This window comes from Corynebacterium minutissimum, assembly GCF_000805675.1.
Lineage (GTDB): Bacteria > Actinomycetota > Actinomycetes > Mycobacteriales > Mycobacteriaceae > Corynebacterium > Corynebacterium minutissimum.
The window spans coordinates 182,494-205,888 of record NZ_JSEF01000012.1; the positions used below are offsets into that span (position 1 = coordinate 182,494).

Below are 23,395 nucleotides of genomic sequence, written 5' to 3' on the forward strand. Positions count from 1 at the left end.
AGCATTGCTAAACTGGGCCGTATGACTGAAGCACAGCGTACTGCCCCCGGTGCCGGTTCGAGCACTGGCCGAGCACCCTCCACTTTTGACGCCCTCCTCGTTCTTTCTTTCGGTGGCCCGGAAGGAAACGAGGAGGTCGTTCCGTTTTTGGAGAACGTCACCCGCGGCCGCGGCATCCCACGCGAACGCTTAGAAGAAGTTGGCGAACACTATTTCCATTTTGATGGGGTAAGCCCCCTCAATGCTTTGAACCGCGAGATCATTGAGAATCTCGAAACAGCGCTGAAAGACCGCGGACATAATCTACCGGTTTACTTCGGAAACCGTAACTGGCACCCGTTCGGAACCGAGGCAGTAGAGCAGATGGCTGCTGATGGTGTGCGCAATGTCGCGGTATTCGCCACGTCAGCGTGGGGCGGCTACAGTGCGTGCCGTCAGTACGACGAGGACATCATCAAGCTGCGCGCCTACGCCGAGGAAAAGGGACTGCCGGAGATTACCTTCACTAAGCTGCGCCAGTTCTTTGACCACCCGAAGTTTGTTGAGGAGATGGCAGAAGCGATTCGGGAGGCGTATGCACACGTGCCGGAAGACAAACTTCCAAAGACCCGCATGCTTTTCACGGCCCACTCAGTTCCCTCGGCACACGATGCCGTCGGTGGTGCGGAAGGCGACAAGCATATTTACTCCCGCCAGGTCGCTGAGGCTTCTCGTCTCGTCGCTGAGGCGGCTGGAGTGGGCGACTATGACCTCGTGTGGCAATCCCGCTCCGGTAACCCAGCTACTCCGTGGCTGGAGCCGGACATTGTTGACCACACCACGGAAATTCACACTAACGATGGCGTTGAGGCCGTTGTTGTATGCCCAATCGGCTTCATTTCGGATCACATGGAAGTTATCTGGGACCTCGATTCTGAGCTGAAACAAGCAGCTGATGAGATGGGTGTGAGCGTGTATCGCACACGGACGGCCGGCCCATCACAGCGTTTCGCCTCCTTGGTCATCGATCTCATAGATGAACTGGAGCAAGGAGCTGAACCAGCATCCTTAGGAAACGTCACGGCCCAAGGCTGCACCGTTAACGGTGCTCCCTGCGCCGAGGGCTGCTGCGATATCTGGTCGCTGAAGAAGTCGCACTAACGGGCAAAGTCGCTGAGTGCGTAGGCTACTCCGGCTATACGCGCTTGGCGGATGTGTCGCCACAGCCGGAGTAATTGCGGATCGAGACTGTGGTCTTGGATTCGGTCCGTCACCGTTTCAATGATGGCGGCGACGCGGTCGGCGCGCGCGAAAAGCTTTGCGGCGCGGGCCGGAACAGAAGACGGCAAACCTGGGGTGTCGTAAAAGTCACTGAGGGTTCCCACCGTGAGTCGCGGGTTAGGGAGAACATCATTCCTATACCCGGTGGCCTCAATAAGCGCCGCCGATTCAGTGGTGGCTTGACTCAAGAGTGCATCGGCATCGCCTGGACTTAGCCACGCAGGCGCGGGCAGTGGGTCTGTCTCCTCGATGAGAGTCCAGATAGTTGCGCCGTCGGCATAACTGGGAATCAGAATCAGATGTCTATCGCGATCATTGGTGCGCACCACAATGGCGCCCGCAGGATTTTCGGCGGCTGCACGAGCAGACTCCGAGCCAGCAGGCAACGCCGGTGCTTCGCCAGGACCTGACAAGATGAGGCGCACAAGCGGTTCGCGCTCACCGCGGGCAATGATGTCCCCCGTTTCGCGGCGAAGGTGAGCGAGAAGGGTGACAAAAGGACTTCCCTCGGGCCCAAGCTGTTCACCGCCCAACTCCGTGATGGCATCAAGGAAGTCATCGGTGGATTCGTGACCCCACAACCATGCCCCGAGCCACACGGCGACGTTTTGAACAGGGGACCAAACCTCGGCGCGCATATCCATGGCTGGCCAGTGTAGACGATAGGGTTAACCGCTATGAACATCAATCCCCGAGACCCATATGGTGGCGATATTTTCGCCGGACACGCACGCGCACAAAAACCGCAGTACTCCGAGGTTCCCGCAGAACCCGGCATGGTGGTGGAAGTCCGGGGAGATGACTTTGTGGGTGCTGTGATGGGCGTCGACAAGACTGCATGGGGTCCAGTGGTCCGGCTCGAAGATCGCCACGGAGCGGAACGCGTCTTCAACCTAGTCAAAGGTGGTTTTCTTCTGGAGGGCCAACCTGTCACTCTGACTCGCTACGTAGAAAAGCAGGCGCCGCGCAAATCCAATTCAGGCTCGCGCCGCGTCGAGAATGTTGAGGCTAAAGTTGCTGCACCTTCCCGCATCTGGGTGGAAGGTATCCATGACGCCGCGATTGTGGAAAAGGTCTGGGGCCATGACTTGCGTGTGGAAGGTGTCGTCGTGGAATACCTTGAAGGCCTCGATAACTTAGAGGAGCGCTTGGCTGAGTTCCAGCCGGGCCCGGGGCGTCGGGTTGGCGTGTTGGCAGACCATCTGGTGAAAGGCTCCAAGGAAACGCGTCTCACACAGACGGTGGGCGAGCACGTGTTGGTCACGGGGCACCCCTTCATCGACATTTGGGCCGCCGTAAAACCCGCGCGCCTCGGTTTTCGCGCCTGGCCAGAGGTTCCTTACGGTGAAGACTGGAAGACGGGCACCTGTGCTCGTCTTGGATGGTCCGACCCCAAGGAAGGATGGAGCCGTGTGTACAACGCGGTCAATTCCTTCCGCGACCTCGATTCAACCCTCATCGGAGCGGTGGAACGCCTCGTGGATTTCGTCACCACGCCGGAGCTGACGAAGGAAGATTTACTGTAAAGAAGAGGACGGGCCCTAGCTCGTCGAGTTAGCGCGCTCGATGAGATTGACCGCTAATTGCCATCCGGCAGTCTCTGCCGCCCAGCCAGCAGCTTGGAGGCGCTGCGACATGGCCTGCTTGGAAATGCCGAGCTCTTCAGCCGCCTCGTTTTGGTTAAGCCCACCACGCACAAGTGACGTAGCTTCGCGGCCTTCCATCGTGCGCTTGTTGAGGACGAACCCAAGTAGCGCGAAGGTGGCGGCAATGTCACTGGCTTCCGCCGCACGACCACGGCGATCGACCTTCGCGTAGACGTGGCCCGCACGGGCCGAACCTTTGACGGCCGCTGTAGCAACGGCGCGAGTTTCTTTGTCGCTAGCATCGTCGCCGGGAATAACACCGATGCCAATAGCCCAGTCACCATCAGCCAGCAAGGCCATCACCACGTCACAGACTGAGGAGGCCGAGTAGGCCACCGCACAGATGTCTTCCACCCCCAGTACTTCAAACTCTCCGATGCCCTCCAAAGTAGATAGGGCAGCGGCGGAACGCTGCACCAGTTCGGCTCGGCGCACTGAACGGCCGCGGTAACGAGCATGGACTGCTAGCACTGTGGGAGACTCCTTCCGGCAAGAAACAAGCCTCAGTCTACTCCTTGTACTTGACCTGAGTGTTCATGGTGGGTCCTGCGGGAAGGCGCGTGTCGAGCACCAGGCCAGCCACGCCGAGCGCAGCAGCTACAAGAAGCGCCACAATAGTGAGGGGATCAGCATGCCCAGCAAGGGCATCACCAAAGAACACGCCAATAGCCGTTGTGGGGATCGAGCCGATAAGAGTCGCCAGAGCAAAATGCGCGATGGGAATAGGGGTAAGCGCCGCAACATAATTTACTAAGCAAAAGGGAACTCCTGCGACGAGGCGAAGCGAGGCAATGGCCAACCAGCCACGCCGTTCCAAGCGGGTATTGATCGTGAAAACCGCTGGATGGCTCAAGTGAGGGCGAATCCACTCACCTAGAAGACTGCGAACAACGATAAGTGACAGCGTCGCGGACATCGTGAGGGCTACAAGCGACACTCCAAGCCCCAGCCACGGACCAAAGAGAAGGCCAGCGGCAACTGTCCACACGGTGCGCGGGATGGGGAATTGCGTGAAGAGGACGTAGGCGGCAGTAAAGGCAACGACAAACCACGGGCCGAGGTGTTCCGACCACTGGCGTAGGGCGGCGATATCGGGGACGTCGACAAGCACGGCCGCTGCAATGAGTGTCACGCAGCCGACACTTACGAGAATCCAACGCCGCCATGACCAAGCACGCACGCTGTTCCACGCGGCACATCCAAGCGATCTTAGGAAGTCTCCTGCGTTGTGAATCCACCGTGAGCCCATGAGCAATAAGCCTAGCGCTGCTCGTCCCGTGGCCCACATCTGAGCTGGTAGCTGGCAGCTTCCTGTGGTGTTGGAAACAAGTTGCTGGGGTAGCCACTTTCGATTCTTCTTCCCATTCTTGCCCGGCGACTCTCTCCTTGTCATGGCCGCGACCCTGCGCCAAGAGTTGCAGGTGTCAATCTGGGTCCTTCTCATTGCCGGAATGGCCGCCGCAATTGTTGGTGACCAGGTGGGCTTTTGGATTGGGCATCGCTTCGGGCGTGGCCTCTTTAAAAAGGACGCGAAGGTTCTCAATCTGGAATACCTGCGCTCAGCCGAGGATTTCTTCCGCAAGCACGGCCCCCTCGCGCTCGTCTTGGGCCGTTTCGTGCCCATCGTGCGCACCTACATCCCAGTTGCCGCTGGCACAGCAAACATGCCCTACAAGAACTTTGTCGGTTGGAATGTCGGCGGGGCAATGACCTGGGTGGTATCCATGAACCTGATTGGCGTCTTCCTCGGCAGCATCCCAGGCATCGCTGATTCCATCGACAAAATCATGATTCTCATCGTGGTGATATCCGTAGCGCCGATTGTTATCAAGGGCTTACATAGCTACATCACTGGCAAGAAAAAGGCCACAGAAATAGAACAGACAACCCCGCGGGCTTAAACCCTACGCCCACGACAAGGCGCGGCCGTTAGAGTTCAACGTAGCGCGCATACTCACCACGCAGGCGAGCGTGAGTGACGTAGATGGGCTCATTATCCACTGCCGTCTTAAATTCCTCCGTAAGCCCTGCCATTACGGCGTCACGGGCGTCTGCGTGCGTGGCGTGGAAGCTCATGACCTCACCGTCCACTACGGTCTCACCGCGACGCTTGACGACGACATACTCAGAGCCCTCGGGAGCGTCGATAACCTTGCGCTGGGCGGTGAACGGGTCAAGGTACGTAAAGGTCGCCGTCATATAGAACTCCTTGATGGGCGCGTGGAAAGGGGATAAGAGCGCACGTGGCTCATGTCACGGCCCCCACTGTACCTGCAAACAGAAACCCCGCGCCCTACTAAATCTCTTATGGCTCAGTGAGGCACGGGCCATAATTTGTGCCCGAGGGGGTTTCTGGATCGGAGCCATCGATCCTCTGCGGCTTTCCACACCGAAGAGACGGCTGCTAAAAATATGCCCTTGTGAGGCCCAGCTCTGCTGCTTCTAGCGCTTTCAGAAGAAGTTCTAGGAATGTCGATTTTCGGGCTCCAGCCGACAGCCCTAGGGCTCGCACACCTGTCACTGTCATTCACGGTAGATAAGAGCGAAAAATTTCAAATTTCTGGCCCTTATCTACCGTGAATGTGGCCTTTAGCCTAAGTGTTGGCCTCGGCTCTGAGAACGAAAAATCTCGAGACACCGACCGGAACGATGTCTCGAGATTTCACAGTGTGCCCGAGGGGGGACTTGAACCCCCACGTCCGTTAATAGGACACTAGCACCTCAAGCTAGCGCGTCTGCCATTCCGCCACCCGGGCTAGGGTGTTTGTTCAGCCTCTCGGCTGGGCACTCGCATACTGTATCCCGATTGGCCTGCAGTACACAAATCGCGACGTCATCCTGAATTTTTCTGCGTCCTATTGCGTGCTAAAACACACCGATGAAAGTTGATAGTGAGCAAATCTTCTGCGGACAAAAGTTCTGTCCAGTAGAAAGGAGGTATGACTAGCAACACATCTGACAAGACTGCAAGCGCTACACCGAGCTATGCGGCGGACTCCCGCTTCCCGGGGCCGGATCCCTACGCCCCGTTGGGAGAGGTAGAAGCGTTTACCGTGACCTCTACCGATATCGAAGAAGGAACGGAGATTGCTGAGAAGTTCCGTGCGCCAGAGAATGTGTCCCCACAGTTGTCCTGGACTGAGGTACCCGAAGGAACGAAATCCTTTGCTGTGACGTGTTTTGACCCAGATGCGCCGACCGGTTCCGGATTCTGGCACTGGGCGGCCTTCAACATCCCTGCGGATGTTCGTGAACTCCCCACGGGGGCTGGATCCGCTGAGGACTTGGGACATGAAGGCGTCATTAGCCTGCGCGGTGACTCCGGCCAGCGTGTCTACTATGGCCCCCAGCCGCCGGCTGGCCATGCCCCGCACCGCTACCTTTTCGCCGTCCATGCGGTGGATGTAGAAAAGCTCGATATTGATCCTGACTCCACGCCCACCGTGCTGGGCTTCAACCTCTTCTTCCACACCTTGGGCCGTGCGGTTACCTGGGGCTGGTACGAGGCTCACTAATTCGCCCCGTTACACTCATCAGAATGACTAATCATCCCGAAACCGACGGAGTAGCCATCCCCGCCGGCCTACGAGTAGGTGGCGCTTTTACCTTGCTGGCCGCCGTGCTAGCACTCTTCGGGCTGGTCTCCATTTTTACCGACGGATGGGGAGCCACTTTTGAGTGGACATGGCGGCGCCTCGCCATTGTGGGCGCAGCGCTTCTCGTCGGCGCATTCAGCACGCAACGGCGCGATCAGCGCGGGAGCCGCGAACAAATCATTGCGCTCGTGCTTGCCCTCGTCCTGATCGTGGCGAGCCGAGCTCTACCGAGCACGGTTCTCACCACAGTGGGGCAGTACGTGGTCTTCCTCTACGCCGCGGGCGCAGGTTTGTGTGCGGCGGTCATCCGCCGCACAGTGCATTAATCAATCCATCCCAAGCCGGACCCCACGGCCTCGGAAATATTCCGTAGACCGTGATTGCGCAGCTGGAGCGCAATGCCACGGTGAATATCGCGAATCCAGTCCGGGCCACCGTAAATCATGCCGGTATAACCTTGCAGCAGCGAAGCGCCAGCGCTGATACGCTCCCAGGCTTCTTCAGGGGTGGAAATGCCGCCCACGGAGATGAGAACGAGCTCATTGCCCACGCGGGCATTGAGGCGCTTGAGCACCTCCAGAGAACGCGCAGCGACCGGAGGTCCCGACACACCGCCGGCGCCCATCGCCGCTACCTCATCAGCAGGTGTGCGAAGGCCCTCACGAGAAATCGTCGTGTTGGTTGCCACGATGCCAGCGAGGCCAACCTCGACAGCCATATCAGCCACCGCATCAATATCCTCGTCCGACAAGTCCGGCGCAATCTTCACCAAGACGGGGCGGGACGTGGATTCCACGACTGCCTCCATAATCGGGCGCAATGACTCCACCGCCTGCAAGTCACGCAAACCAGGAGTATTGGGGGAGGAGACATTGACCACCACAAAGTCAACTAGGTCCCCAAGGACCGACGCGCACTGACGGTAATCGTCCACGGCGTGCTCAGGGGTGGTCACTTTGTTTTTACCAATATTGATGCCGATGACGTCGTTGTAGCGGCGCTTGCGCAGGTTGCGCGCGGCATGGAGAGCTCCCTCATTGTTGAAGCCCATGCGGTTAAGGATCCCCTTGTCCGGTTTGAGTCGGAATAGGCGTGGAGCTGGGTTTCCAGGCTGTGCTTTCGGCGTAATAGTGCCCAATTCCGCGTAGCCGAAGCCCATCGGTGCCCACGCATCTGGTGAGGAGGCATTCTTATCGAAACCAGCAGCAAGACCCAGTGGGCGAGGGAACCGCACACCGAATACTTCCTGTTCCAGCATGGGATCATTGACTGGGAGCACCTTCGCCAACAACCGGTTAGCGGGGCCAGCTGCCTGCAGGCCAGCAAGTCCCATGTTGATGATGCCGTGGATGCGCTCCGGGCTCAGCCGGAACATTCCCTTCAGAGCAACCTGATACGCGGCGTGGCGAGCACGGTCGAGCGCGGAATACTGCATGAAAAGTCCTTCTAGTCCTTAGTGCCTGGTGGAAGAGTAAGTGATGGAATGGGATAACTGCGGTCAGTGTCTCAGTGACTCAGTGCCTAGGAGCGCCTAGGAGCCGTCTAGCTCCGGATCGCTGATGAACTGCAGCCCGTCACCGCTAGCGGAAGCAGTGACCAGTGTGCCGTCGCCAAGCACGGCGATGTTCTCCGCGCCAGCTACCGTTTCAATGCTTCCAACGAGTTCTGGCACCCCGGAGGAGACGGTGTAGGCATGAAGCAGGTTGTTGTCAGTGGTGGTGACCCAGGCCAACTCCCGTTCATTGTCCCAGGCTACAGCCCAGGGCGTGCCCTCCGTGTTGCCGAATTGGTGGAGACGGATGACGTCGCTCGCAGTGTAGATGGCCACACGTTTGCCCACGGTATCCGAAGCGACGACCACCGCTCCGTCACCGCCGGCAATCTGACCAACACCCTGGCCCACGCGCAGACGGCCACCGGCGCGGTCCTTCTCCCAATCCAGGGATTGGATTGTGGAGTCCTGGCGCAGAACGCGAACGACGCCATCCGCCCCATCCGGATTAGGCACGGAAATAAGCTGGTCACTGCCTGCTTCTACCTTGATAGTGCCGGTTCGCTCGTCATCCTTGTAGACGCCCACTGTCCTAGAATCCGCCGAGCCCACGAAGATCTCCCCGGTAGAGGTTTCGGCGGCAACTGTCACTGGTGCTTCCTCATCCACCGCGAGTTCCTGCGGAGAAGTTGGCTGCTGTGGATCAATGAGAAGAACCTTGTCCCCGCAGGCTACGGCAAAATGAGAGGGGGATGCGGTGAGGTCTCCACAGTGCTTATCGATGTCCACGCGCGCCGCCTTATCCGACTCAAAGTCAGCCTGAGTGCCTACCGTGAGGGCTTCTGCGGTGCGGACTGCGAGAACGTCACCTAACGCAGCGGAGTCAGTGACCTTGTCGAAATCCACGACCTTGCCAGCCGGGTCCTGCGTAGCAGGGGAGTCGGCAGGCTCTGCTTGGCCGTAGACGGCCGAGTCGGGATCTCCTCCTACTCCCACCGTGGGATCACACGCTGCGAGGGCAGAAGCGCTGGTGAGAAGGGCACAAGAAAGCAAAACTCGACGCATTTTCACGATTCCTCATCCTAGCAGCCAGCGTGGTGCAAACCGGAAGCCGAACGTGCGACGAGTAGGCTGTCGCGAGTGACTACAACAGCTGCTTCTGACGCCATGACATGGGTGCAGGTCATTGTCCTGTCCCTTGTCCAAGGCCTTACTGAATTCTTGCCCGTGAGCTCATCTGGCCACCTGCGCATCGTCTCTACGCTCTTCTGGGGGCAGGACGCAGGCGCTTCCTTTACCGCCGTCATTCAGCTCGGTACCGAGCTTGCCGTCATCGTGTATTTTGCCGGCATGATCTGGCAGATCCTCAAAGGTTGGTTCGTTGGCCTTGCCAACAAAGACAAGCGTGGTCAGGACTACCGCATGGGGTGGATGGTCATCGTCGGCTCCATTCCTATTGGCATTCTTGGCGTCCTTGGCAAAGACTTAATCCGTGACAACCTCCGCAATCTATGGATCACGGCTTCTATGTTGGTGCTCTTTTCCTTCGTCTTCATCGCGGCTGAGCGTATGGGTAAAAAGACGCGCAGCTTTGAGGAACTAACCATGCGTGATGCCATCGTCATGGGCCTGTGCCAGTGCCTTGCGCTTATCCCCGGTGTGTCCCGTTCCGGCGGTACGATTTCTGGTGGCCTTTTCCTTGGCCTTGACCGCGAAGTAGCTACCCGTTTCAGCTTCCTTCTGGCTATTCCGGCGGTGATGGCTTCCGGGCTCTTCTCGCTGGGCGACGCCTTCGGCCCCACCGTTGGTCAATCCGCTACTGGTATGCAATTGCTCGTGGGAACGGGTATTGCCTTCATCGTCGGCTACGCCTCCATCGCATGGTTGCTGAAGTTTGTGGGCAACCACTCCTTCGAATGGTTCGCGGCTTACCGTATCCCAGTCGGCATCATCGTCATGATCTTGCTGGCACTGGGAGTGCTCGCGCCCTAAAGTTCGCCCCAAAGCAAGGTTCGACAGCCGCGGTCGTGTCATCAGAGTGGGGTGCGCGTTAGGATTGTGGGCATGCATTCTTGGCCTACACCGCACGTCGATTCTGTTCCTGGCACTCCCGTCCCGCTTCACCTTTATGATTCGGCCGATGAGGTTGTCTCAAAGGTAGATATCAATGGCGATACCGCCAGCATGTACGTCTGTGGCATCACGCCGTACGATTCCACTCACTTGGGCCATGCAGCAACGTACCTCACCTTTGATCTTATTTATCGCCAGCTGCTGGACAACGGCTATAAGGTCAACTACGCACAGAACATCACCGACGTCGACGACCCACTTTTCGAGAGGGCTGAGCGCGATGGCGTGGATTGGCGCGAGTTGGGTACTTCTCAAATTAATCTCTTCCGCTCCGATATGGAGCTATTGTCTGTGATCCCACCGCAGCATTTCATCGGTGCGATGGAAGCTATTGATGAGATTACGGTGATGGTGCAGAAGCTTCTCGACGTCGGCGCGGCCTATACGGTCGATGATCCGGAATTCCCCGATGTCTACGCGTCAATCGAGGCCACGGATAACTTTGGCTATGAGTCGAACTATTCCCGTGAGCAAATGGAGACATTCTTTGCCGAGCGTGGCGGTGACCCCGACCGCCCCGGTAAACGAGATCCACTTGATGCTCTGATTTGGCGCGCGCACCGTGAAGGAGAACCTGCCTGGGATTCCCCCTTCGGTCCTGGCCGCCCGGGTTGGCACATTGAGTGCTCGGCTATTGCCACTAACCGCCTAGGTTCCACCTTCACTATTCAAGGCGGTGGCTCTGATCTGAAGTTCCCGCATCATGAGTTCTCTGCAGCCCACGCAGAAGCTGCACTCAAGGTAGAGCGCATGGCGCAGGTTTACGTCCACTCCGGCATGATTGGACTAGACGGCACGAAGATGTCGAAGTCCTTGGGAAACCTCGTCTTCGTGCATAAGCTAGTCGAAGCTGGCGTGGACCCCTCAGCGATCCGTCTCGGTGTGTATGCCGGCCACTACCGCGGCGATCGGGACTGGTCTGATGATGTGCTTAGTGCCGCTCAAGAGCGTGTGACGCACTGGCGTGCTGCCGCAAAGAGCCCCGGCTCCGTGGAGTCCGTGCAGACGGTAATTCAGGATGTGCGAGCAGCTTTGGCCGACGATCTCGACACCCCACGAGCGCTTGAAACCCTTGACGCCTGGGCAGCTGAGGCAATCAATGAAAGAGCTGATACCAGCGAAGAGAGCACTGCAGACGCTGCCTCACTTATCCGCACAGCAGTTAATTCTCTGTTGGGCGTGCGCCTCTAGAGATCTTCAGGCATTATCTAGCTCATGAGCATTCGCGCAGAATTCCAGCCCACCGTTGACGAGTTCATTTCTAACCTTCAATCCTTCGCCACCGGCGATTACCTCAAGGAGGATGAGAAGGAGTTCTGGGAGGCACCTTTCGATGCCGCCGTCCTCCCGGAACTGAAGGAGATTATCGAGGAGTTCCTCGATAATCTGGACAAGCTTCCAGACGACCCAGAAGGTCCGATTCTCAGCGCTGCAGTGAAGCCATCAGTAGAGAAGCTCGGAGCCTTCAACCGTAAGAATGCCGATGCTGTCTTGGAGCCAGAAGAGAAGGAAGAGCTGACCGAGCTTATTCACTCTGCCTCGGCTGCCACAGGCGCCGACGATGAGGCCCTCTCGCAGCTTCCGGAGCTAGACTTCTAATTGACTGTGCAGATTCGTCGACCATCCGCAATCTTCTGGGATATGGATGGCACACTCACCAATTCCGAGCCATTGTGGGAAGAGGCCACGTTTCATCTCTCGGAGAGCTTGGGACGCCGCCTCACGCCAACTGAGCGTCTTGCCACTGTGGGCGCGACCTTTGAGGACACGCTGAATATCTGCGCCGATAAAGCTGGCGTGACTTTGCAGCCGGGCGATACGGAGCGCTACCGCACGCTCATGTTTGACTACGTTAAATCGCTGTTTGCTCAACACCTCGAAATTTTCCCTGGCGTTCCTGAGCTGCTCAGCGAACTCAAGGAGCACGGCATGCCGATGATGGTGACGACCAATACGGAACGCTATGTGGCGGATTCTGCTATTGAGGCGCTGGGCCGCGGCTACTTTGTGGACACCATTTGTGGTGACGAGGTACCTCATGGCAAACCTGCTCCGGACATGTATGCCGAGGCCGCACGCCGCCTCGGCTTGGAACCAGGGGAGTGCCTCGTGTTTGAAGACTCTGCTGCCGGAATGCGTGCGGCTGTCGACGCCGGCTGTGCCGTCATCGCTCTTCCTGAAGGTGACCACGTTGAGGTTCCTGCGGAGGCAACAGAGATTTCCCACCTGCATTCTGCGCGGCACCTCGTAGGTGCTACTGCAGACGATGTGTATTCCTGGTTCACCCGCATCCAGCGCTAACGCTGAATAGGGTACGACGGCTCTTTAATTTCGGCCGGAGAGCAGAATTCTATGCAGCGGTGTGGAAGAATATGCGCTTGTGAAGAATTTTGAGAGCCTGTTTGAGGAATTGTCCCAGAAGATCACCGAGAGGCCTGAAGGCTCCGGCACCGTTGAGGCCTATGACAAAGGCATTCACCACCTGGGCAAGAAAATCGTCGAAGAGGCTGGCGAGGTATGGATCGCCGCGGAATACCAGTCCGACGAGGAACTCGCTGAGGAAATGTCGCAGCTACTGTATTGGCTGCAGGTCATGGCCCATAAGCGCGGCCTGAAGCTCGACGACATTTATCGCTACCTCTAGAGAAAGCCACATCCCATGATCAAAATTGCTGTTCCCAACAAGGGTTCCCTGTCCGAGTCTGCTCTCGAAATCCTCAAGGAGGCCGGCTACAAAGGCCGCGGACACAATAAATCGCTCAACGTCGTGGATGAGGAGAACGGCGTTGAATTCTTCTTCCTGCGGCCCAAGGATATCGCCATCTACGTTGCTCAAGGCGTACTTGACCTCGGCATTACAGGCCGGGACCTTGCCCAAGACTCCCGCGCCAAGTTCAACGAGGTACTCAACCTTGGGTTTGGAGCATCCACCTTCCGCTATGCCGCGCCCGCAGGCGAGGAATGGACTGTGGACAAACTGGAGGGCAAGCGTATTGCCACCTCGTACCCCAATGTTGTGCGCGACCACTTGGCAGCCAATGGCATAGAGGCAGAGGTCATCCGCCTTGACGGCGCGGTCGAAATTTCCATCCACCTAGGCGTGGCCGATGTTATCGCGGACGTTGTCTCCACGGGAGCCACGCTTCGCCAGCAGGGCCTTGAGCCTTTCGGGGACCCCATCGTGGCGTCAGAAGCTGTTGTAATCAAACGCGCGGGGGAGGAACTGACAGACGAAGAAAACGTTGTGCTTGGTCGTATTCGCGGCATCCTCAACGCACGTCACTACGTCATGCTCGATTACAACGTGGCCGAGACGAATCTCCCAGACGTCGAAGCTGTCACGCCTGGCTTGACGGGTCCGACAATTTCTCCGTTGGCACGTGAAGGATGGGTAGCAGTCCGCGTGATGGTTCCCCGCAAAATGGCGAACCAGGTGATGGACAGCCTTGCCGAGCTAGGAGCGGAAGCAATTCTTGCATCGGATCTCCGTATTGCCCGATTTTAGGGGCAGAGTCCAAACATTTTATTCGCACTCCTGGCTACGATGAAGGGTGACCACCGTCGTTCTTCGATTTATATGCAAGGAGTCAGCCATCATGGCAAAGTCCACTAAGAAGGATGCTCAGACCGAGACCAAGGCCGCCAAGTCTGAGGTTGAGGAGAAGGCTACTAACAAGGCACCTAAGGCTACGAGCACCAAAAAGACTCGTACTGAAACCGACCTCCTCGGCTCCATGGAGGTTCCCAACAATGCGTATTACGGCGTCCACACGCTGCGCGCAATTGAGAACTTCCAGATTTCCTACGTAACCATCAACACCATTCCGGACTTCATCCGCGGCATGGTTCAGGTCAAGAAGGCCACCGCAATGGCCAACCGCCGCCTTCACGTTCTGCCCAAGAAGAAGGCAGAAGCCATCATTTGGGCTTGTGACCAGATTTTGGAGAAGGGGCGCTGCATGGATCAGTTCCCGCTGGATGTCTTCCAGGGTGGCGCAGGTACCTCACTCAACATGAACACCAACGAGGTCGTGGCTAACCTGGCGCTTGAGCACCTCGGTGAGGAAAAAGGCGCCTACGACATCATTAACCCGAATGATGACGTCAATATGTCTCAGTCCACCAACGACGCGTACCCGACTGGCTTCCGCCTCGGCCTGTACTACGCCATGGAGGACCTCATTGAGCGTATCGATGCCCTTCAGGCTGCATTCCATGCCAAGGGCAACGACTTCTACGACATCCTGAAGATGGGCCGTACCCAGCTGCAGGACGCTGTGCCGATGACCCTCGGCGACGAGTTCAAGGCTTTCGCCCACAACCTCGCTGAGGAGCAGGCTATCCTGCGCGATTCCCAGAAGCGTCTCCTCGAAATCAACCTGGGTGCTACCGCCATCGGTACCGGTGTGAATACGCCGGCTGGCTACCGCCACCAGGTCACCGCCGCTCTGTCTGAGGTCACCGGTCTGGAAATCAAGACCGCTCGCGATCTCATCGAAGCCACCTCTGACTGCGGCGCCTACGTGCTTCTGCACTCCACGATTAAGCGTGCCGCCATGAAGCTGGCCAAGATCTGTAACGACCTGCGCCTTCTGTCTTCCGGTCCGCGTGCTGGTCTGGCAGAGATCAACCTCCCACCGCGTCAGGCTGGTTCCTCCATCATGCCGGGTAAGGTCAACCCGGTTATCCCAGAGGTTGTTAACCAGGTCTGCTTCAAGATCTTTGGTAACGACCACGTCGTCACCATGGCTGCTGAGGCTGGCCAGCTCCAGCTCAACGTCATGGAGCCGGTTATCGGTGAGGCCCTCTTCCAGTCCATCCGCATCATGGGCAATGCTGTGGACACCCTGCGCGAGAAGTGCGTTGAGGGTATTACCGCCAACGCTGATGTCTGCCGTGCTTACGTGGAGAACTCCATCGGTATCGTCACCTACCTGAACCCGTTCATCGGCCACCACAATGGTGACCTCATTGCCAAGGAGTCCCTCGAGACCGGCAAGGGCGTCAAGGAACTGGTCCTGGAGAAGGGCCTACTCGACGAAGAGACCCTCAACCGCGTGCTGTCTGTTGAGAACCTGATGCACCCAGAGTTCCGTGGTCAGCTGTACATTGACGAATAAATTGTCGTAATGACGCCCGCACGTGCAGGCGTCAAACTGTGCTACTTCAGCGCCCCCACCGCCATTGCTGGCCGGTGCGGGCGCTGATTCCTTTCTCCGTTGTTTGGGAAAAGAGAAACCTCCCTACGGGTGTGTAACCTGACTTAGGTCTTGGGTGGGTGAGCAACGTGACTCTTGACACTGCTACCTGGTGGTTTTTGGCGGTGGGGTGGGATTGTTCCGCACTAAATTGGCCTAAGACCGGACCTCCTTACGGGTGTGTAAGTGGACACAATCGGGCTTAAGTCCGCATTTTTTCGCTCAAATAGGGCAGAATAAAAACAGTCAGTTGTCGTGCTTGACCCCACAGGCATCGGGTAGGGCGCGACTTACCCTCTTGTCCCGCAGCACTGCTGCGAATATTGGAGTCACACATGGTTGTTGTGCACATTCTCATTGTCCTAGCAGCGATTTATCTGGGTGCTCGAATCGGTTCCATCGGAATCGGTATGGCTGGTGGCCTGGGCGTCTTGATTCTCGGCCTTACCGGAGTTCCGATTACGCGCGAGGACATTCCTTTCGACGTCATCGGCATCATCATGACTGTCATTGCCGCCATCGCTGCCATGCAGCGCGCTGGCGGTATGGATTACTTGGTTTATCTCGCCGAGAAATTCCTCCGCAAGAATCCCAAACGAATCACTTTCTATGCACCGATTGTTACCTGGCTCATGACGGTGCTTGCCGGTACGGGCCACACCGCCTTTTCTACCCTCCCGGTCATTGTTGAGGTGGCCAAGGAAGGAAAGGTACGCCCCTCTCGTCCGTTGTCCATTTCCGTGGTCGCTTCGCAGATGGCGATTTGTGCCTCACCGATTTCTGCTGCAGTCGTCCTGTTGGCATCATTGCTTGAGCCGATGGGTGTGGGCTATCTCCAGATTTTGGCTGTCCTTATTCCAGCTACGTTCCTCGCCATCTTCCCGGCAGCATGGGTAGCCAACCGTGCGGGTGTTGAGTTGGAGGATGATCCCGTATATCAGCAGCGTAAGGAGCAGGGTCTGGTCAAGCTTCCACAAGGAGCGTCCAACTACAGCCCGAGCCAGGGCGCGAAGTCTTCCGTCATCATCTTCCTCGTGGCCATTGTCATCGTCATGCTGTGGGCTACGCTGACCTCGTCGCAGGTTGGACTCATTGAGGAACCGACTTTGCCACGTAATGAGGCCATTATGACGGTGATGCTCACCGCAGCAACCCTGATCGTGATGCTGACTAAGGTGCCGGCTGGTGATGTTCTCAATACCCCGGTGTTCAAATCCGGTATGTCCGCATGTATCTGCGTGTTGGGTGTTGCCTGGCTGGGCACCTCCCTGATTAACCACTACCTGGAAGATATTCAGGAGCTCTCCGGAGAGATCATCGCATCGGCTCCATGGCTGCTGGCTGTCGTGCTCTTCTTTGCTGCGGCTCTGCTGTACTCGCAGGCAGCCACCACCAAGGCCCTTATGCCGGCCGCATTGGCACTTGGTGTCAACCCGCTGACCGCTGTAGCCGCTTTCCCAGCGGTGTCCGCACTGTTCATCCTGCCGACGTATCCGACTCTGCTGGCAGCAGTGGAGATGGACGATACCGGTTCGACACGCATCGGCAAGGCAGTCTTCAACCACCCATTTATCGTTCCGGGTGTGCTGAACATCGTGCTGTCGATTGTTCTCTGCTACCTTTTCGGCGCCGTCCTTATCTAGCCAGCCATTATTTAGCCAGTGCACGCTAAAAATCGGGCTCTCACCGCGCTAAACTGGTGGGCATGAGTACTCAACCTTCAGACGTTGACATTGCCCAAGCCCACCACCTGGAGCCCATCACTGAGATTGCCTCCCGTGCTGGTATCCCCGAATCAGCATTGATTCCCTTTGGCCGCACGAAAGCCAAAGTGGATATCACCCACATTGAGGACACGCCCGCTAAAGGAAAGCTTGTTCTCGTAACGGGGGTGTCGCCGACTCCGGCCGGTGAAGGTAAATCGACGGTCCTCATTGGCCTCACCGATGCCCTCGCCGCACTCGGTAAGAAAGCTATCGTCGCTCTCCGTGAGCCTTCCCAGGGACCAGTCATGGGCATCAAAGGTGGCGCTGCCGGTGGTGGCTACTCGCAGGTAGTTCCTATGGAGGACATCAACCTCCACTTCACCGGTGATTTTCACGCTATCGCCGCAGCCACCAATACGCTGGCCGCCATCATTGATAACCACATCCATCAAGGCAATACGCTCAACATCGATCCGCGTCGCGTGACATGGCAGCGTTGTGTCGATGTCAATGACCGCGCCTTGCGCAACGTCATCACTGGGTTGGGTGGACCTGCCCACGGCGTACCAGGAGAGACCAGCTTCACCATCACGGCAGCTTCGGAAATCATGGCAATTTTGGGTCTCGCTACGGACCTCGCCGATCTGAAGAAGCGCCTGGGTGACATCACGGTGGGCTACACCTACGACCACGAGCCAGTAACTGCTCGCGACTTGGATGCCGAGGGTGCCTTGACTGCGCTTATGCGGGACGCGCTTAACCCTAACCTGGTACAGACCTTGGCTGGGACGCCGGCCTTCGTCCACGGAGGCCCCTTCGCCAACATCGCCCACGGTTGCAATACTCTGCTCGCAACCCAGACTGCAATGCGCTTTGGTGACATCGTCCTAACTGAAGCTGGCTTTGGCGCTGACCTCGGCGGCGAGAAATTCATGGATATCAAGGCCCGCTTTGGTGATCTTGATGTAGCCGGTGCCGTGGTTGTGGCTACGATTCGTTCGCAGAAATACAACGGTGGCCAGCCGCGCGAGGAACTCACCACAGAGAACCTTGACGCGCTGAAGAAGGGCGTGGTCAATCTCGAGCGCCACGTAGAAAATCTCCGCAGCTTCGGACTGACCCCAGTTGTTGCCCTCAACCTGTTCGGCAGCGATACGGACGCAGAGCGTGAGTTCATGCGTCAGTGGGCCAAGGAATTCGGTGTCGCTCTAGAGGAAGCTGATGTCTGGGCTAAGGGTGGCGAGGGCGCAATCGACCTTGCACAGCTGTTGCTTGAGAATCTCTCTGAGGGCAGCTCGAAGCAGCTCTACGATCCTGAAGAGGGCATTGAGGCGTCGATCCAGACCATCGCCACCACGATCTACCGCGCTGAAAACGTTGAGTACTCATCGAAGGCCCTCAAGGATTTGAAGTACATCAAGGACAACGGCTGGGAGAACTACCCGGTGGTGATCTCCAAGACGCAGTACTCCTTCTCCGACGACCCAAGCCAGCTAGGTGCTCCTGAAGGACATACCTTGCATGTCCGTGAGCTCCAGCCGCGAACTGGTGCCGGCTTCATCGTGGCGTTGACGGGTGATGTGATGACTATGCCGGGCTTGCCTAAGAAGCCAGCAGCGAACAACATCGATGTTGCTGCAGATGGCACGATTTCCGGCCTGTTCTAATTTTAGGTCCCGGTGCGGTCGGGGGTGTGTGGATACTAGTAGAGCGGTTATTCGACCGTTCTACTCCGGCCAGCCGGGGTACTCGGGCGGCGTACCGCCAAAGGCCGGGCACAGGTCCTGAAACGAACACCAGCCGCACAATTTCGAGGTCTTGGGGCGAAAATCGCCAGCCTTGCCATCACCTTCGATTTTCGCCCACAGCTCACCCAAGTCACGCTCGAAATATTCGAGCTCCTCAGGACCCGGAGTCAGGAACATCGAATCCAGCACCTTGAGGTACATCAAGCGCAACTGCGCCGGAATCGTGCCCATGATCCGCCAATACACGAGTGCATAGAAACGCATCTGGAATTGCGCATCGTGTGAATACCGGGGAAGAGGCTTCTTACCGGTCTTGTAGTCCACCACACGTACTTCCCCGGTGGGCGCTACATCAACGCGATCAATAAAGCCGCGGACGGGCACACCATTGGGCAAAACCGTATCCACGTACATCTCGCACTCGTGGGCATCGAAGCCCTGTGGGTTCTCCATCTGGAAATAACCCTTGACCAGTTCACGTGCCTCGACGAAGAAGTCCAATTCTTCCTCGGCAGGGACGAGCTCCCTCAGATCCGGGTCCGCCTCAACCATCGAGACCCATTCGGGCTTAATCATTTTTACTGCGGCCGGGTAGTCACGCTCCTCGCGCGGGAGTTTATGCATGTTTTCCAAAACAGCGTGAACCAACGTTCCCTTGATCTGCGCCCTCGTCTTGGGTTCAGGGAGTTTGTCAATAGCCCTGAAGCGGTAGAGCAAAGGGCACTGGTTGTAGTCGGACGCGCGGGAAGGGGAGAGGGCTAGTCGTTTCGGCATGATGTTGCCTAGCCTAGCGCACGGCTCATGAAAACCCTGCTGCGCATACTTCAGGACGCACTGCTGCCAACCGTGGCAAGCTAGAAGGTATGACTACGACGGATACCACGAAAGACTTTCTCGATTTCATCGCTGCTAGCCCCTCCTCCTACCACGCTGCTGAAGAAGTAGCGCGCCAGCTGACGGAGGCGGGATTTAGCCGCCAGGAGGAAAACGAGGAGTGGTCAGCCGAACCAGGTGGACACGTCATGGTGCGGGGAGGCGCAGTCATGGCGTGGTATGTACCGGAAGGGGCTAGCCCTGAATCCGGATTCCGCATCATCGGTTCTCATACCGACTCCCCAGGCCTTGCCCTCAAGCCCACTCCGGACTTCGATTCCGCTGGGTGGCAACAGGTAGCTGTGGAAGTCTATGGCGGCGTTTTGTTGCACAGTTGGTTTGATCGCGAGCTCACCGTGGGCGGCCAAGTTTTGACCAAGGATGGTTCCCGCCATCTCGTCAACACTGGTCCGCTCCTGCGCCTGCCTTCGCTGGCCATCCACCTCTACCGCAAGGATGAATTCAAGCCGGACCGTCAACGCCACATGCAGCCGGTACTCTCCGTAGGTACGCCAGAGACCTCCGTGATGGGCGTGATCGGCAACCAGCTCGGCGTTGAACCCGATGACATTGCCTCCTTCAATCTCATTACTGCGGATGCCCACCGCGGGGAGGTCTTCGGCGCGGGGGAGAAGCTCATCGCTGCCGGGCGTATGGATAATCTATCCTCCGTTCATGCCTCGCTGCGGGCGATGGTTGGAGTGGCGTCGTCAAGCGCAGCGCTTAACAACCAGGACATTCTGGTGATGGCCGCATTTGACCACGAAGAGGTTGGCTCCTCCTCCCGTTATGGTGCCGGCGGTCCCATCCTGGGAGACGTGCTCACGCGTACCGCGCGTGCGCTCGGCGCGAACGAGGAGCAGCGTTTCCAGATGTTTGCCCGCTCCAGCTGTGTATCAGCAGATGCAGCGCACTCGGTGCACCCAAACTATGCTGAAAAACACGACCCTACGCATCATCCAATCATCGGCCAGGGCCCCGTGACCAAGATCAACGGCAACCAGCGTTATGCCTCCGATGCTGTCACGGTGAATCTCTGGGAGGACGCGTGCCGCCGTGCAGGTGTTCCGTACCAGCGCTTCGTGGGCAATAATGATGTGCCGTGTGGCTCCACGATTGGTCCAATCTCTGCCACGCGTTTGGGTATCCCCACTGTGGATGTCGGTGTGCCGATGCTGTCGATGCACTCCGCCCGCGAGCTTGTGGGCGAACGTGACCAACTATGGCTCGGCCAGGCTCTTGAGGCATACTTGGTGGGTTAACCCGGACATCCCTCCCTCACTTGTGAAAGGCCCTAAACGCTATGGCATATTCTGGCCCCTTCAGCTACGGCGACCGCGTGCAGCTTACTGATGCTAAGCGCCGTCACTACACCATCTTCCTCGAAGAGGGAGGCCAGTTCCACTCGCACAAGGGCATCATCAATCACGATGACATCGTCGGGCTCGATGAAGGATCGGTCATCGACTCCTCCCTGGGCAGCTCCTTCCTCCTCTTCCGCCACCTCATGGTGGATCACGTGCTCTCCATGCCGCGCGGTGCAGCAGTGATTTACCCCAAGGACTCCGCACAGATCTTGGTCGAAGGCGATATTTTCATGGGTGCCCGCGTGCTTGAGGCCGGTGCTGGCTCCGGTGCATTGTCCATGACGCTGCTGCGTGCCGTGGGCCCTCAAGGCCACGTGTACTCCTATGAAGTCCGCGATGATCACCTCGAATACGCGGTGGACAACGTCAAGGAATACTTCGGCGAGCAGCCCGAGTGGTGGAGCCCGCGCCTGGGGGACTTGGCAGATGTGACCGTCGAGGATCTGGGCGGCCCTGTGGACCGCGTCATCCTCGACATGCTCGAGCCGTGGGAGCATCTAGAAAAGGTACGTGACATCCTCATTCCGGGTGGCGTCTTCATGACTTATGTGGCCACCGTGCCACAGCTTATGAAGGTGATGGAAGGCATCCGTGAGCTTAAGTGCTTTACGGAGCCCAAGGCGTGGGAGTCTCTCGTGCGCGAGTGGAAGGTGGAGGGCCTCGCTACGCGCCCGGAGCACCGCATGAACGCCCACACTGCCTTCCTGATTTGGACGCGCCGGCTTGCCGACGGCGTCACGCCGCCCCGCCCGCAGCGCCGCGCACGAAAGTAGGGGGTAAGGGCCTGTACGCGCGCTAGGGTGGATCCTATGAACGATGCCACCCACGCCTCCGAGCACACCCAGTTGCGCCGGCAGATTGATCAACTCTCTGAGCGCAACACTAAGCTCGCCGCCTTGTTGAAGGATGCGCGCATCAAGCTCCAACAGCTTCTGGCTGAAGTTGACGCTTTGGCGGAACCTGCCTCCACGTATGGAGTCTTCCTAGGCTATTCCGGCCGGCCACACGATTCACGCCGCGATGCTGAGGTGTATACCAATGGCCGCGTCATGCGCGTGAAGATTTCACCCAACCTCGAGCCTGGCTCGTTAAAGGTGGGCCAGCAGGTGCGCTTGGGCGAAGGTTTTGTTGTAGTGGAAGCTTGTGCGCCGGTCAAAACGGGCTCGCTTGCCACGCTTCATGAGCGCCTCGGCACCGACCGTGCGGTCATCACCAACTCCGCAGGGGAGGAGCAGGTCGTTGTGCTCGCCGCGCACCTGCGGGACGAGGTTCGCGCGGGCGATACCCTTCTAATCGAGCCCAAGTCCGCCGTCGCGGCCGAACGCGTGCACAAGACTGAGGTGGCGCAGCTGACCCTCGAGGAAGTTCCAGACGTTTCCTACGATGACATCGGCGGTCTGGATGAGCAGATTTCCCAGATTCGGGATTCTGTGGAGCTGCCTTTCCTGCACCCAGACCTCTACCGGCAATACGATCTCCAGCCGCCCAAAGGCGTGCTGCTCTATGGCCCTCCCGGGTGCGGCAAGACTCTCATTGCCAAGGCTGTGGCGCATTCTCTGTCCAGTTCTCTGGGAGCAACTGCCCCGAGCTACTTCCTCAACGTCAAGGGCCCGGAGCTGCTCAACAAGTATGTTGGCGAAACCGAGCGTCGCATCCGACTCATCTTTGAACGCGCCCGCGAGTTGGCCTCTGAGCCTTCCGAAGACGGCAGCCTACGCCCAGTGATCATCTTCTTCGATGAGATGGAATCCATTTTCCGCACTCGCGGCTCAGGCGTGTCCTCCGATATGGAAACCACAGTTGTCCCACAGCTGCTTACGGAGCTCGACGGCGTGGAAAAGCTCAACAACGTCATCGTCATCGGTGCGACCAACCGTGAAGAGCTCATTGATCCGGCAATTATGCGCCCAGGGCGCCTCGATATCAAGATTCGCATCAACCGTCCCACCAAAGACGGCGCGCGCGAGATCTTTTTCCGCCACTTCCCAGAGTCAGTGCCGCACGAAGGCGATCTCGCGGAGCTCATCGACACCGCCGTCGACGATCTCTACGCTGACCGCCCCTTCGTTCGGCTGCTCTACGCCAATGCGGAGCCGCGCGTGCTGCATTATCGTGATTTCGTCTCTGGTGCGATGATTGCCAATATCGTCTCTCGTGCGAAGAAGCTCGCCCTTAAAGAAGCGCTCGACTCAGCCGATGGAACTGGTCCTGGAATTACCGCACAGCACCTCCACGAGGCCATCGCCGCGGAACAGGCTGAATCCGAGTACGTGCCGACCTCCGCCACACCGGAAGAATGGGCCAAGATCGTCGCCGGTACCTCTGCCGGCGCACACGTCACCGGCGTCGAAGTGATGGGAGCATAACGATGAGCCG

24 protein-coding genes and 1 tRNA gene are annotated in these 23,395 nt (G+C 58.0%); 17 read left to right on the forward strand and 8 right to left on the reverse strand.

The genetic code is table 11. The features are described from left to right. The first annotated feature begins 21 nt into the window (after positions 1 to 21). Positions 22 to 1,140, forward strand: coding sequence for a ferrochelatase (locus NX84_RS07155; RefSeq protein ID WP_039675314.1), 1,119 nt, complete (start codon positions 22 to 24; stop codon positions 1,138 to 1,140). On the opposite strand, the gene NX84_RS07160 is transcribed toward NX84_RS07155, so the two are convergent. Continuing rightward, positions 1,137 to 1,904, reverse strand: a complete 768-nt coding sequence (locus NX84_RS07160) for a hypothetical protein (RefSeq protein WP_039675316.1) — start codon at positions 1,902 to 1,904, stop codon at positions 1,137 to 1,139. The two genes, NX84_RS07155 and NX84_RS07160, sit on opposite strands and share 4 nt — an antisense overlap. A 33-nt stretch (positions 1,905 to 1,937) precedes the next feature. Here NX84_RS07160 and NX84_RS07165 point away from each other — a divergent pair, with 33 nt between their 5' ends. Then, positions 1,938 to 2,786: a DUF3097 domain-containing protein gene (locus tag NX84_RS07165; RefSeq protein WP_039675318.1), complete on the forward strand. Its 849-nt coding sequence runs from the start codon at positions 1,938 to 1,940 to the stop codon at positions 2,784 to 2,786. Between the two features lie 15 nt (positions 2,787 to 2,801). Here NX84_RS07165 and NX84_RS07170 read toward each other — a convergent pair whose 3' ends face one another. Both NX84_RS07170 and NX84_RS07175 read right to left on the reverse strand, forming a co-directional pair. Beyond that, positions 2,802 to 3,377, reverse strand: a complete 576-nt coding sequence (locus NX84_RS07170; protein ID WP_039675320.1) for a MarR family transcriptional regulator — start codon at positions 3,375 to 3,377, stop codon at positions 2,802 to 2,804. Between the two features lie 37 nt (positions 3,378 to 3,414). After that, complete coding sequence (locus tag NX84_RS07175) at positions 3,415 to 4,155, reverse strand: TVP38/TMEM64 family protein (RefSeq protein WP_039675521.1); 741 nt, start codon at positions 4,153 to 4,155, stop codon at positions 3,415 to 3,417. Between the two features lie 67 nt (positions 4,156 to 4,222). Between NX84_RS07175 and NX84_RS07180 the strand changes: the two genes are divergently transcribed. Continuing rightward, the gene (locus tag NX84_RS07180) at positions 4,223 to 4,807 is read left to right on the forward strand and encodes a DedA family protein (protein ID WP_428829326.1); all 585 of its coding nucleotides are present in this window, start codon (positions 4,223 to 4,225) and stop codon (positions 4,805 to 4,807) included. 28 nt (positions 4,808 to 4,835) lie between these two features. On the opposite strand, the gene NX84_RS07185 is transcribed toward NX84_RS07180, so the two are convergent. Together NX84_RS07185 and NX84_RS07190 are read right to left on the reverse strand one after the other, a co-directional pair. Beyond that, complete coding sequence (locus tag NX84_RS07185) at positions 4,836 to 5,105, reverse strand: hypothetical protein (protein ID WP_039675322.1); 270 nt, start codon at positions 5,103 to 5,105, stop codon at positions 4,836 to 4,838. Positions 5,106 to 5,576: 471 nt separating this feature from the next. Beyond that, positions 5,577 to 5,662: transfer RNA gene (locus NX84_RS07190), tRNA-Leu, on the reverse strand. A 183-nt stretch (positions 5,663 to 5,845) separates the two neighbouring features. On the opposite strand from NX84_RS07190, the gene NX84_RS07195 reads away from it, so the two are divergent. Next, positions 5,846 to 6,421, forward strand: coding sequence for a YbhB/YbcL family Raf kinase inhibitor-like protein (locus tag NX84_RS07195; RefSeq protein ID WP_039675324.1), 576 nt, complete (start codon positions 5,846 to 5,848; stop codon positions 6,419 to 6,421). Between the two features lie 23 nt (positions 6,422 to 6,444). Then, the gene (locus NX84_RS07200; protein WP_039675327.1) at positions 6,445 to 6,828 is read left to right on the forward strand and encodes a hypothetical protein; all 384 of its coding nucleotides are present in this window, start codon (positions 6,445 to 6,447) and stop codon (positions 6,826 to 6,828) included. Here the strand turns inward: NX84_RS07200 and NX84_RS07205 are convergent. After that, positions 6,825 to 7,937, reverse strand: a complete 1,113-nt coding sequence (locus NX84_RS07205; RefSeq protein ID WP_039675329.1) for a quinone-dependent dihydroorotate dehydrogenase — start codon at positions 7,935 to 7,937, stop codon at positions 6,825 to 6,827. The genes NX84_RS07200 and NX84_RS07205 overlap by 4 nt on opposite strands. Positions 7,938 to 8,033: 96 nt before the next feature. Then, a complete protein-coding gene (locus tag NX84_RS07210) occupies positions 8,034 to 9,059 on the reverse strand; it encodes an NHL repeat-containing protein (RefSeq protein WP_039675331.1) in 1,026 nt (341 codons plus the stop codon). Positions 9,060 to 9,161: 102 nt separating this feature from the next. Between NX84_RS07210 and NX84_RS07215 the strand changes: the two genes are divergently transcribed. The 9 genes from NX84_RS07215 (at position 9,162) to NX84_RS07255 (ending at position 18,698) form a co-directional block, all read left to right on the forward strand. Further along, positions 9,162 to 9,986 (forward strand): undecaprenyl-diphosphate phosphatase, encoded by an 825-nt coding sequence (locus NX84_RS07215; protein WP_174519854.1) that lies wholly within the window; start codon positions 9,162 to 9,164, stop codon positions 9,984 to 9,986. 72 nt (positions 9,987 to 10,058) lie between these two features. Beyond that, positions 10,059 to 11,318 carry a cysteine--1-D-myo-inosityl 2-amino-2-deoxy-alpha-D-glucopyranoside ligase gene (gene mshC / locus NX84_RS07220; protein ID WP_039675335.1) on the forward strand — a complete coding sequence of 420 codons (1,260 nt, stop codon included), beginning with the start codon at positions 10,059 to 10,061 and terminating at the stop codon, positions 11,316 to 11,318. A gap of 24 nt (positions 11,319 to 11,342) precedes the next feature. Beyond that, positions 11,343 to 11,726 carry a hypothetical protein gene (locus tag NX84_RS07225; RefSeq protein ID WP_039675337.1) on the forward strand — a complete coding sequence of 128 codons (384 nt, stop codon included), beginning with the start codon at positions 11,343 to 11,345 and terminating at the stop codon, positions 11,724 to 11,726. Next, positions 11,727 to 12,428, forward strand: a complete 702-nt coding sequence (locus tag NX84_RS07230; protein WP_039675339.1) for an HAD family hydrolase — start codon at positions 11,727 to 11,729, stop codon at positions 12,426 to 12,428. A 79-nt stretch (positions 12,429 to 12,507) separates the two neighbouring features. Continuing rightward, on the forward strand, positions 12,508 to 12,771 hold the full coding sequence (locus NX84_RS07235; protein ID WP_039675341.1) for a phosphoribosyl-ATP diphosphatase: 264 nt from the start codon (positions 12,508 to 12,510) through the stop codon (positions 12,769 to 12,771). A gap of 15 nt (positions 12,772 to 12,786) precedes the next feature. Further along, positions 12,787 to 13,632 carry an ATP phosphoribosyltransferase gene (gene hisG, locus NX84_RS07240; protein ID WP_039675344.1) on the forward strand — a complete coding sequence of 282 codons (846 nt, stop codon included), beginning with the start codon at positions 12,787 to 12,789 and terminating at the stop codon, positions 13,630 to 13,632. Positions 13,633 to 13,723: 91 nt separating this feature from the next. Next, the gene (aspA, locus tag NX84_RS07245) at positions 13,724 to 15,247 is read left to right on the forward strand and encodes an aspartate ammonia-lyase (protein WP_039675346.1); all 1,524 of its coding nucleotides are present in this window, start codon (positions 13,724 to 13,726) and stop codon (positions 15,245 to 15,247) included. Positions 15,248 to 15,660: 413 nt separating this feature from the next. Continuing rightward, the gene (locus NX84_RS07250; protein ID WP_039675348.1) at positions 15,661 to 16,968 is read left to right on the forward strand and encodes an anaerobic C4-dicarboxylate transporter; all 1,308 of its coding nucleotides are present in this window, start codon (positions 15,661 to 15,663) and stop codon (positions 16,966 to 16,968) included. A 62-nt stretch (positions 16,969 to 17,030) separates the two neighbouring features. Then, complete coding sequence (locus NX84_RS07255) at positions 17,031 to 18,698, forward strand: formate--tetrahydrofolate ligase (protein WP_039675350.1); 1,668 nt, start codon at positions 17,031 to 17,033, stop codon at positions 18,696 to 18,698. A 60-nt stretch (positions 18,699 to 18,758) separates the two neighbouring features. Here NX84_RS07255 and NX84_RS07260 read toward each other — a convergent pair whose 3' ends face one another. Next, entirely contained in the window at positions 18,759 to 19,553 is a 795-nt protein-coding gene (locus NX84_RS07260; protein WP_039675352.1) for a RecB family exonuclease, read from the reverse strand. 89 nt (positions 19,554 to 19,642) lie between these two features. Here NX84_RS07260 and NX84_RS07265 point away from each other — a divergent pair, with 89 nt between their 5' ends. From NX84_RS07265 to arc, 3 genes are read left to right on the forward strand one after another with little or no spacing between them, the layout of a single operon-like run. Further along, positions 19,643 to 20,914 carry a M18 family aminopeptidase gene (locus tag NX84_RS07265; protein ID WP_039675354.1) on the forward strand — a complete coding sequence of 424 codons (1,272 nt, stop codon included), beginning with the start codon at positions 19,643 to 19,645 and terminating at the stop codon, positions 20,912 to 20,914. 41 nt (positions 20,915 to 20,955) lie between these two features. Continuing rightward, positions 20,956 to 21,792 (forward strand): tRNA (adenine-N1)-methyltransferase, encoded by an 837-nt coding sequence (locus tag NX84_RS07270; protein ID WP_039675356.1) that lies wholly within the window; start codon positions 20,956 to 20,958, stop codon positions 21,790 to 21,792. 36 nt (positions 21,793 to 21,828) lie between these two features. Then, a complete protein-coding gene (gene arc / locus NX84_RS07275; RefSeq protein ID WP_039675358.1) occupies positions 21,829 to 23,385 on the forward strand; it encodes a proteasome ATPase in 1,557 nt (518 codons plus the stop codon). Positions 23,386 to 23,395: the final 10 nt, after the last annotated feature.

Excerpts from the sequence above, each read along its gene's own strand:
- aspA (WP_039675346.1), top strand. The coding sequence starts at position 13,724 with ATGGCAAAGTCCACTAAGAAGGATGCTCAGACCGAGACCAAGGCCGCC.
- NX84_RS07260 (WP_039675352.1), bottom strand. The coding sequence starts at position 19,553 with ATGCCGAAACGACTAGCCCTCTCCCCTTCCCGCGCGTCCGACTACAAC.
- NX84_RS07205 (WP_039675329.1), bottom strand. The coding sequence starts at position 7,937 with ATGCAGTATTCCGCGCTCGACCGTGCTCGCCACGCCGCGTATCAGGTT.
- arc (WP_039675358.1), top strand. The coding sequence starts at position 21,829 with ATGAACGATGCCACCCACGCCTCCGAGCACACCCAGTTGCGCCGGCAG.
- NX84_RS07185 (WP_039675322.1), bottom strand. The coding sequence starts at position 5,105 with ATGACGGCGACCTTTACGTACCTTGACCCGTTCACCGCCCAGCGCAAG.
- NX84_RS07155 (WP_039675314.1), top strand. The coding sequence starts at position 22 with ATGACTGAAGCACAGCGTACTGCCCCCGGTGCCGGTTCGAGCACTGGC.
- NX84_RS07265 (WP_039675354.1), top strand. The coding sequence starts at position 19,643 with ATGACTACGACGGATACCACGAAAGACTTTCTCGATTTCATCGCTGCT.
- mshC (WP_039675335.1), top strand. The coding sequence starts at position 10,059 with ATGCATTCTTGGCCTACACCGCACGTCGATTCTGTTCCTGGCACTCCC.
- NX84_RS07175 (WP_039675521.1), bottom strand. The coding sequence starts at position 4,155 with ATGGGCTCACGGTGGATTCACAACGCAGGAGACTTCCTAAGATCGCTT.
- NX84_RS07250 (WP_039675348.1), top strand. The coding sequence starts at position 15,661 with ATGGTTGTTGTGCACATTCTCATTGTCCTAGCAGCGATTTATCTGGGT.
- NX84_RS07210 (WP_039675331.1), bottom strand. The coding sequence starts at position 9,059 with ATGCGTCGAGTTTTGCTTTCTTGTGCCCTTCTCACCAGCGCTTCTGCC.
- hisG (WP_039675344.1), top strand. The coding sequence starts at position 12,787 with ATGATCAAAATTGCTGTTCCCAACAAGGGTTCCCTGTCCGAGTCTGCT.
- NX84_RS07270 (WP_039675356.1), top strand. The coding sequence starts at position 20,956 with ATGGCATATTCTGGCCCCTTCAGCTACGGCGACCGCGTGCAGCTTACT.
- NX84_RS07165 (WP_039675318.1), top strand. The coding sequence starts at position 1,938 with ATGAACATCAATCCCCGAGACCCATATGGTGGCGATATTTTCGCCGGA.
- NX84_RS07195 (WP_039675324.1), top strand. The coding sequence starts at position 5,846 with ATGACTAGCAACACATCTGACAAGACTGCAAGCGCTACACCGAGCTAT.
- NX84_RS07255 (WP_039675350.1), top strand. The coding sequence starts at position 17,031 with ATGAGTACTCAACCTTCAGACGTTGACATTGCCCAAGCCCACCACCTG.
- NX84_RS07160 (WP_039675316.1), bottom strand. The coding sequence starts at position 1,904 with ATGGATATGCGCGCCGAGGTTTGGTCCCCTGTTCAAAACGTCGCCGTG.
- NX84_RS07200 (WP_039675327.1), top strand. The coding sequence starts at position 6,445 with ATGACTAATCATCCCGAAACCGACGGAGTAGCCATCCCCGCCGGCCTA.
- NX84_RS07225 (WP_039675337.1), top strand. The coding sequence starts at position 11,343 with ATGAGCATTCGCGCAGAATTCCAGCCCACCGTTGACGAGTTCATTTCT.
- NX84_RS07215 (WP_174519854.1), top strand. The coding sequence starts at position 9,162 with ATGACATGGGTGCAGGTCATTGTCCTGTCCCTTGTCCAAGGCCTTACT.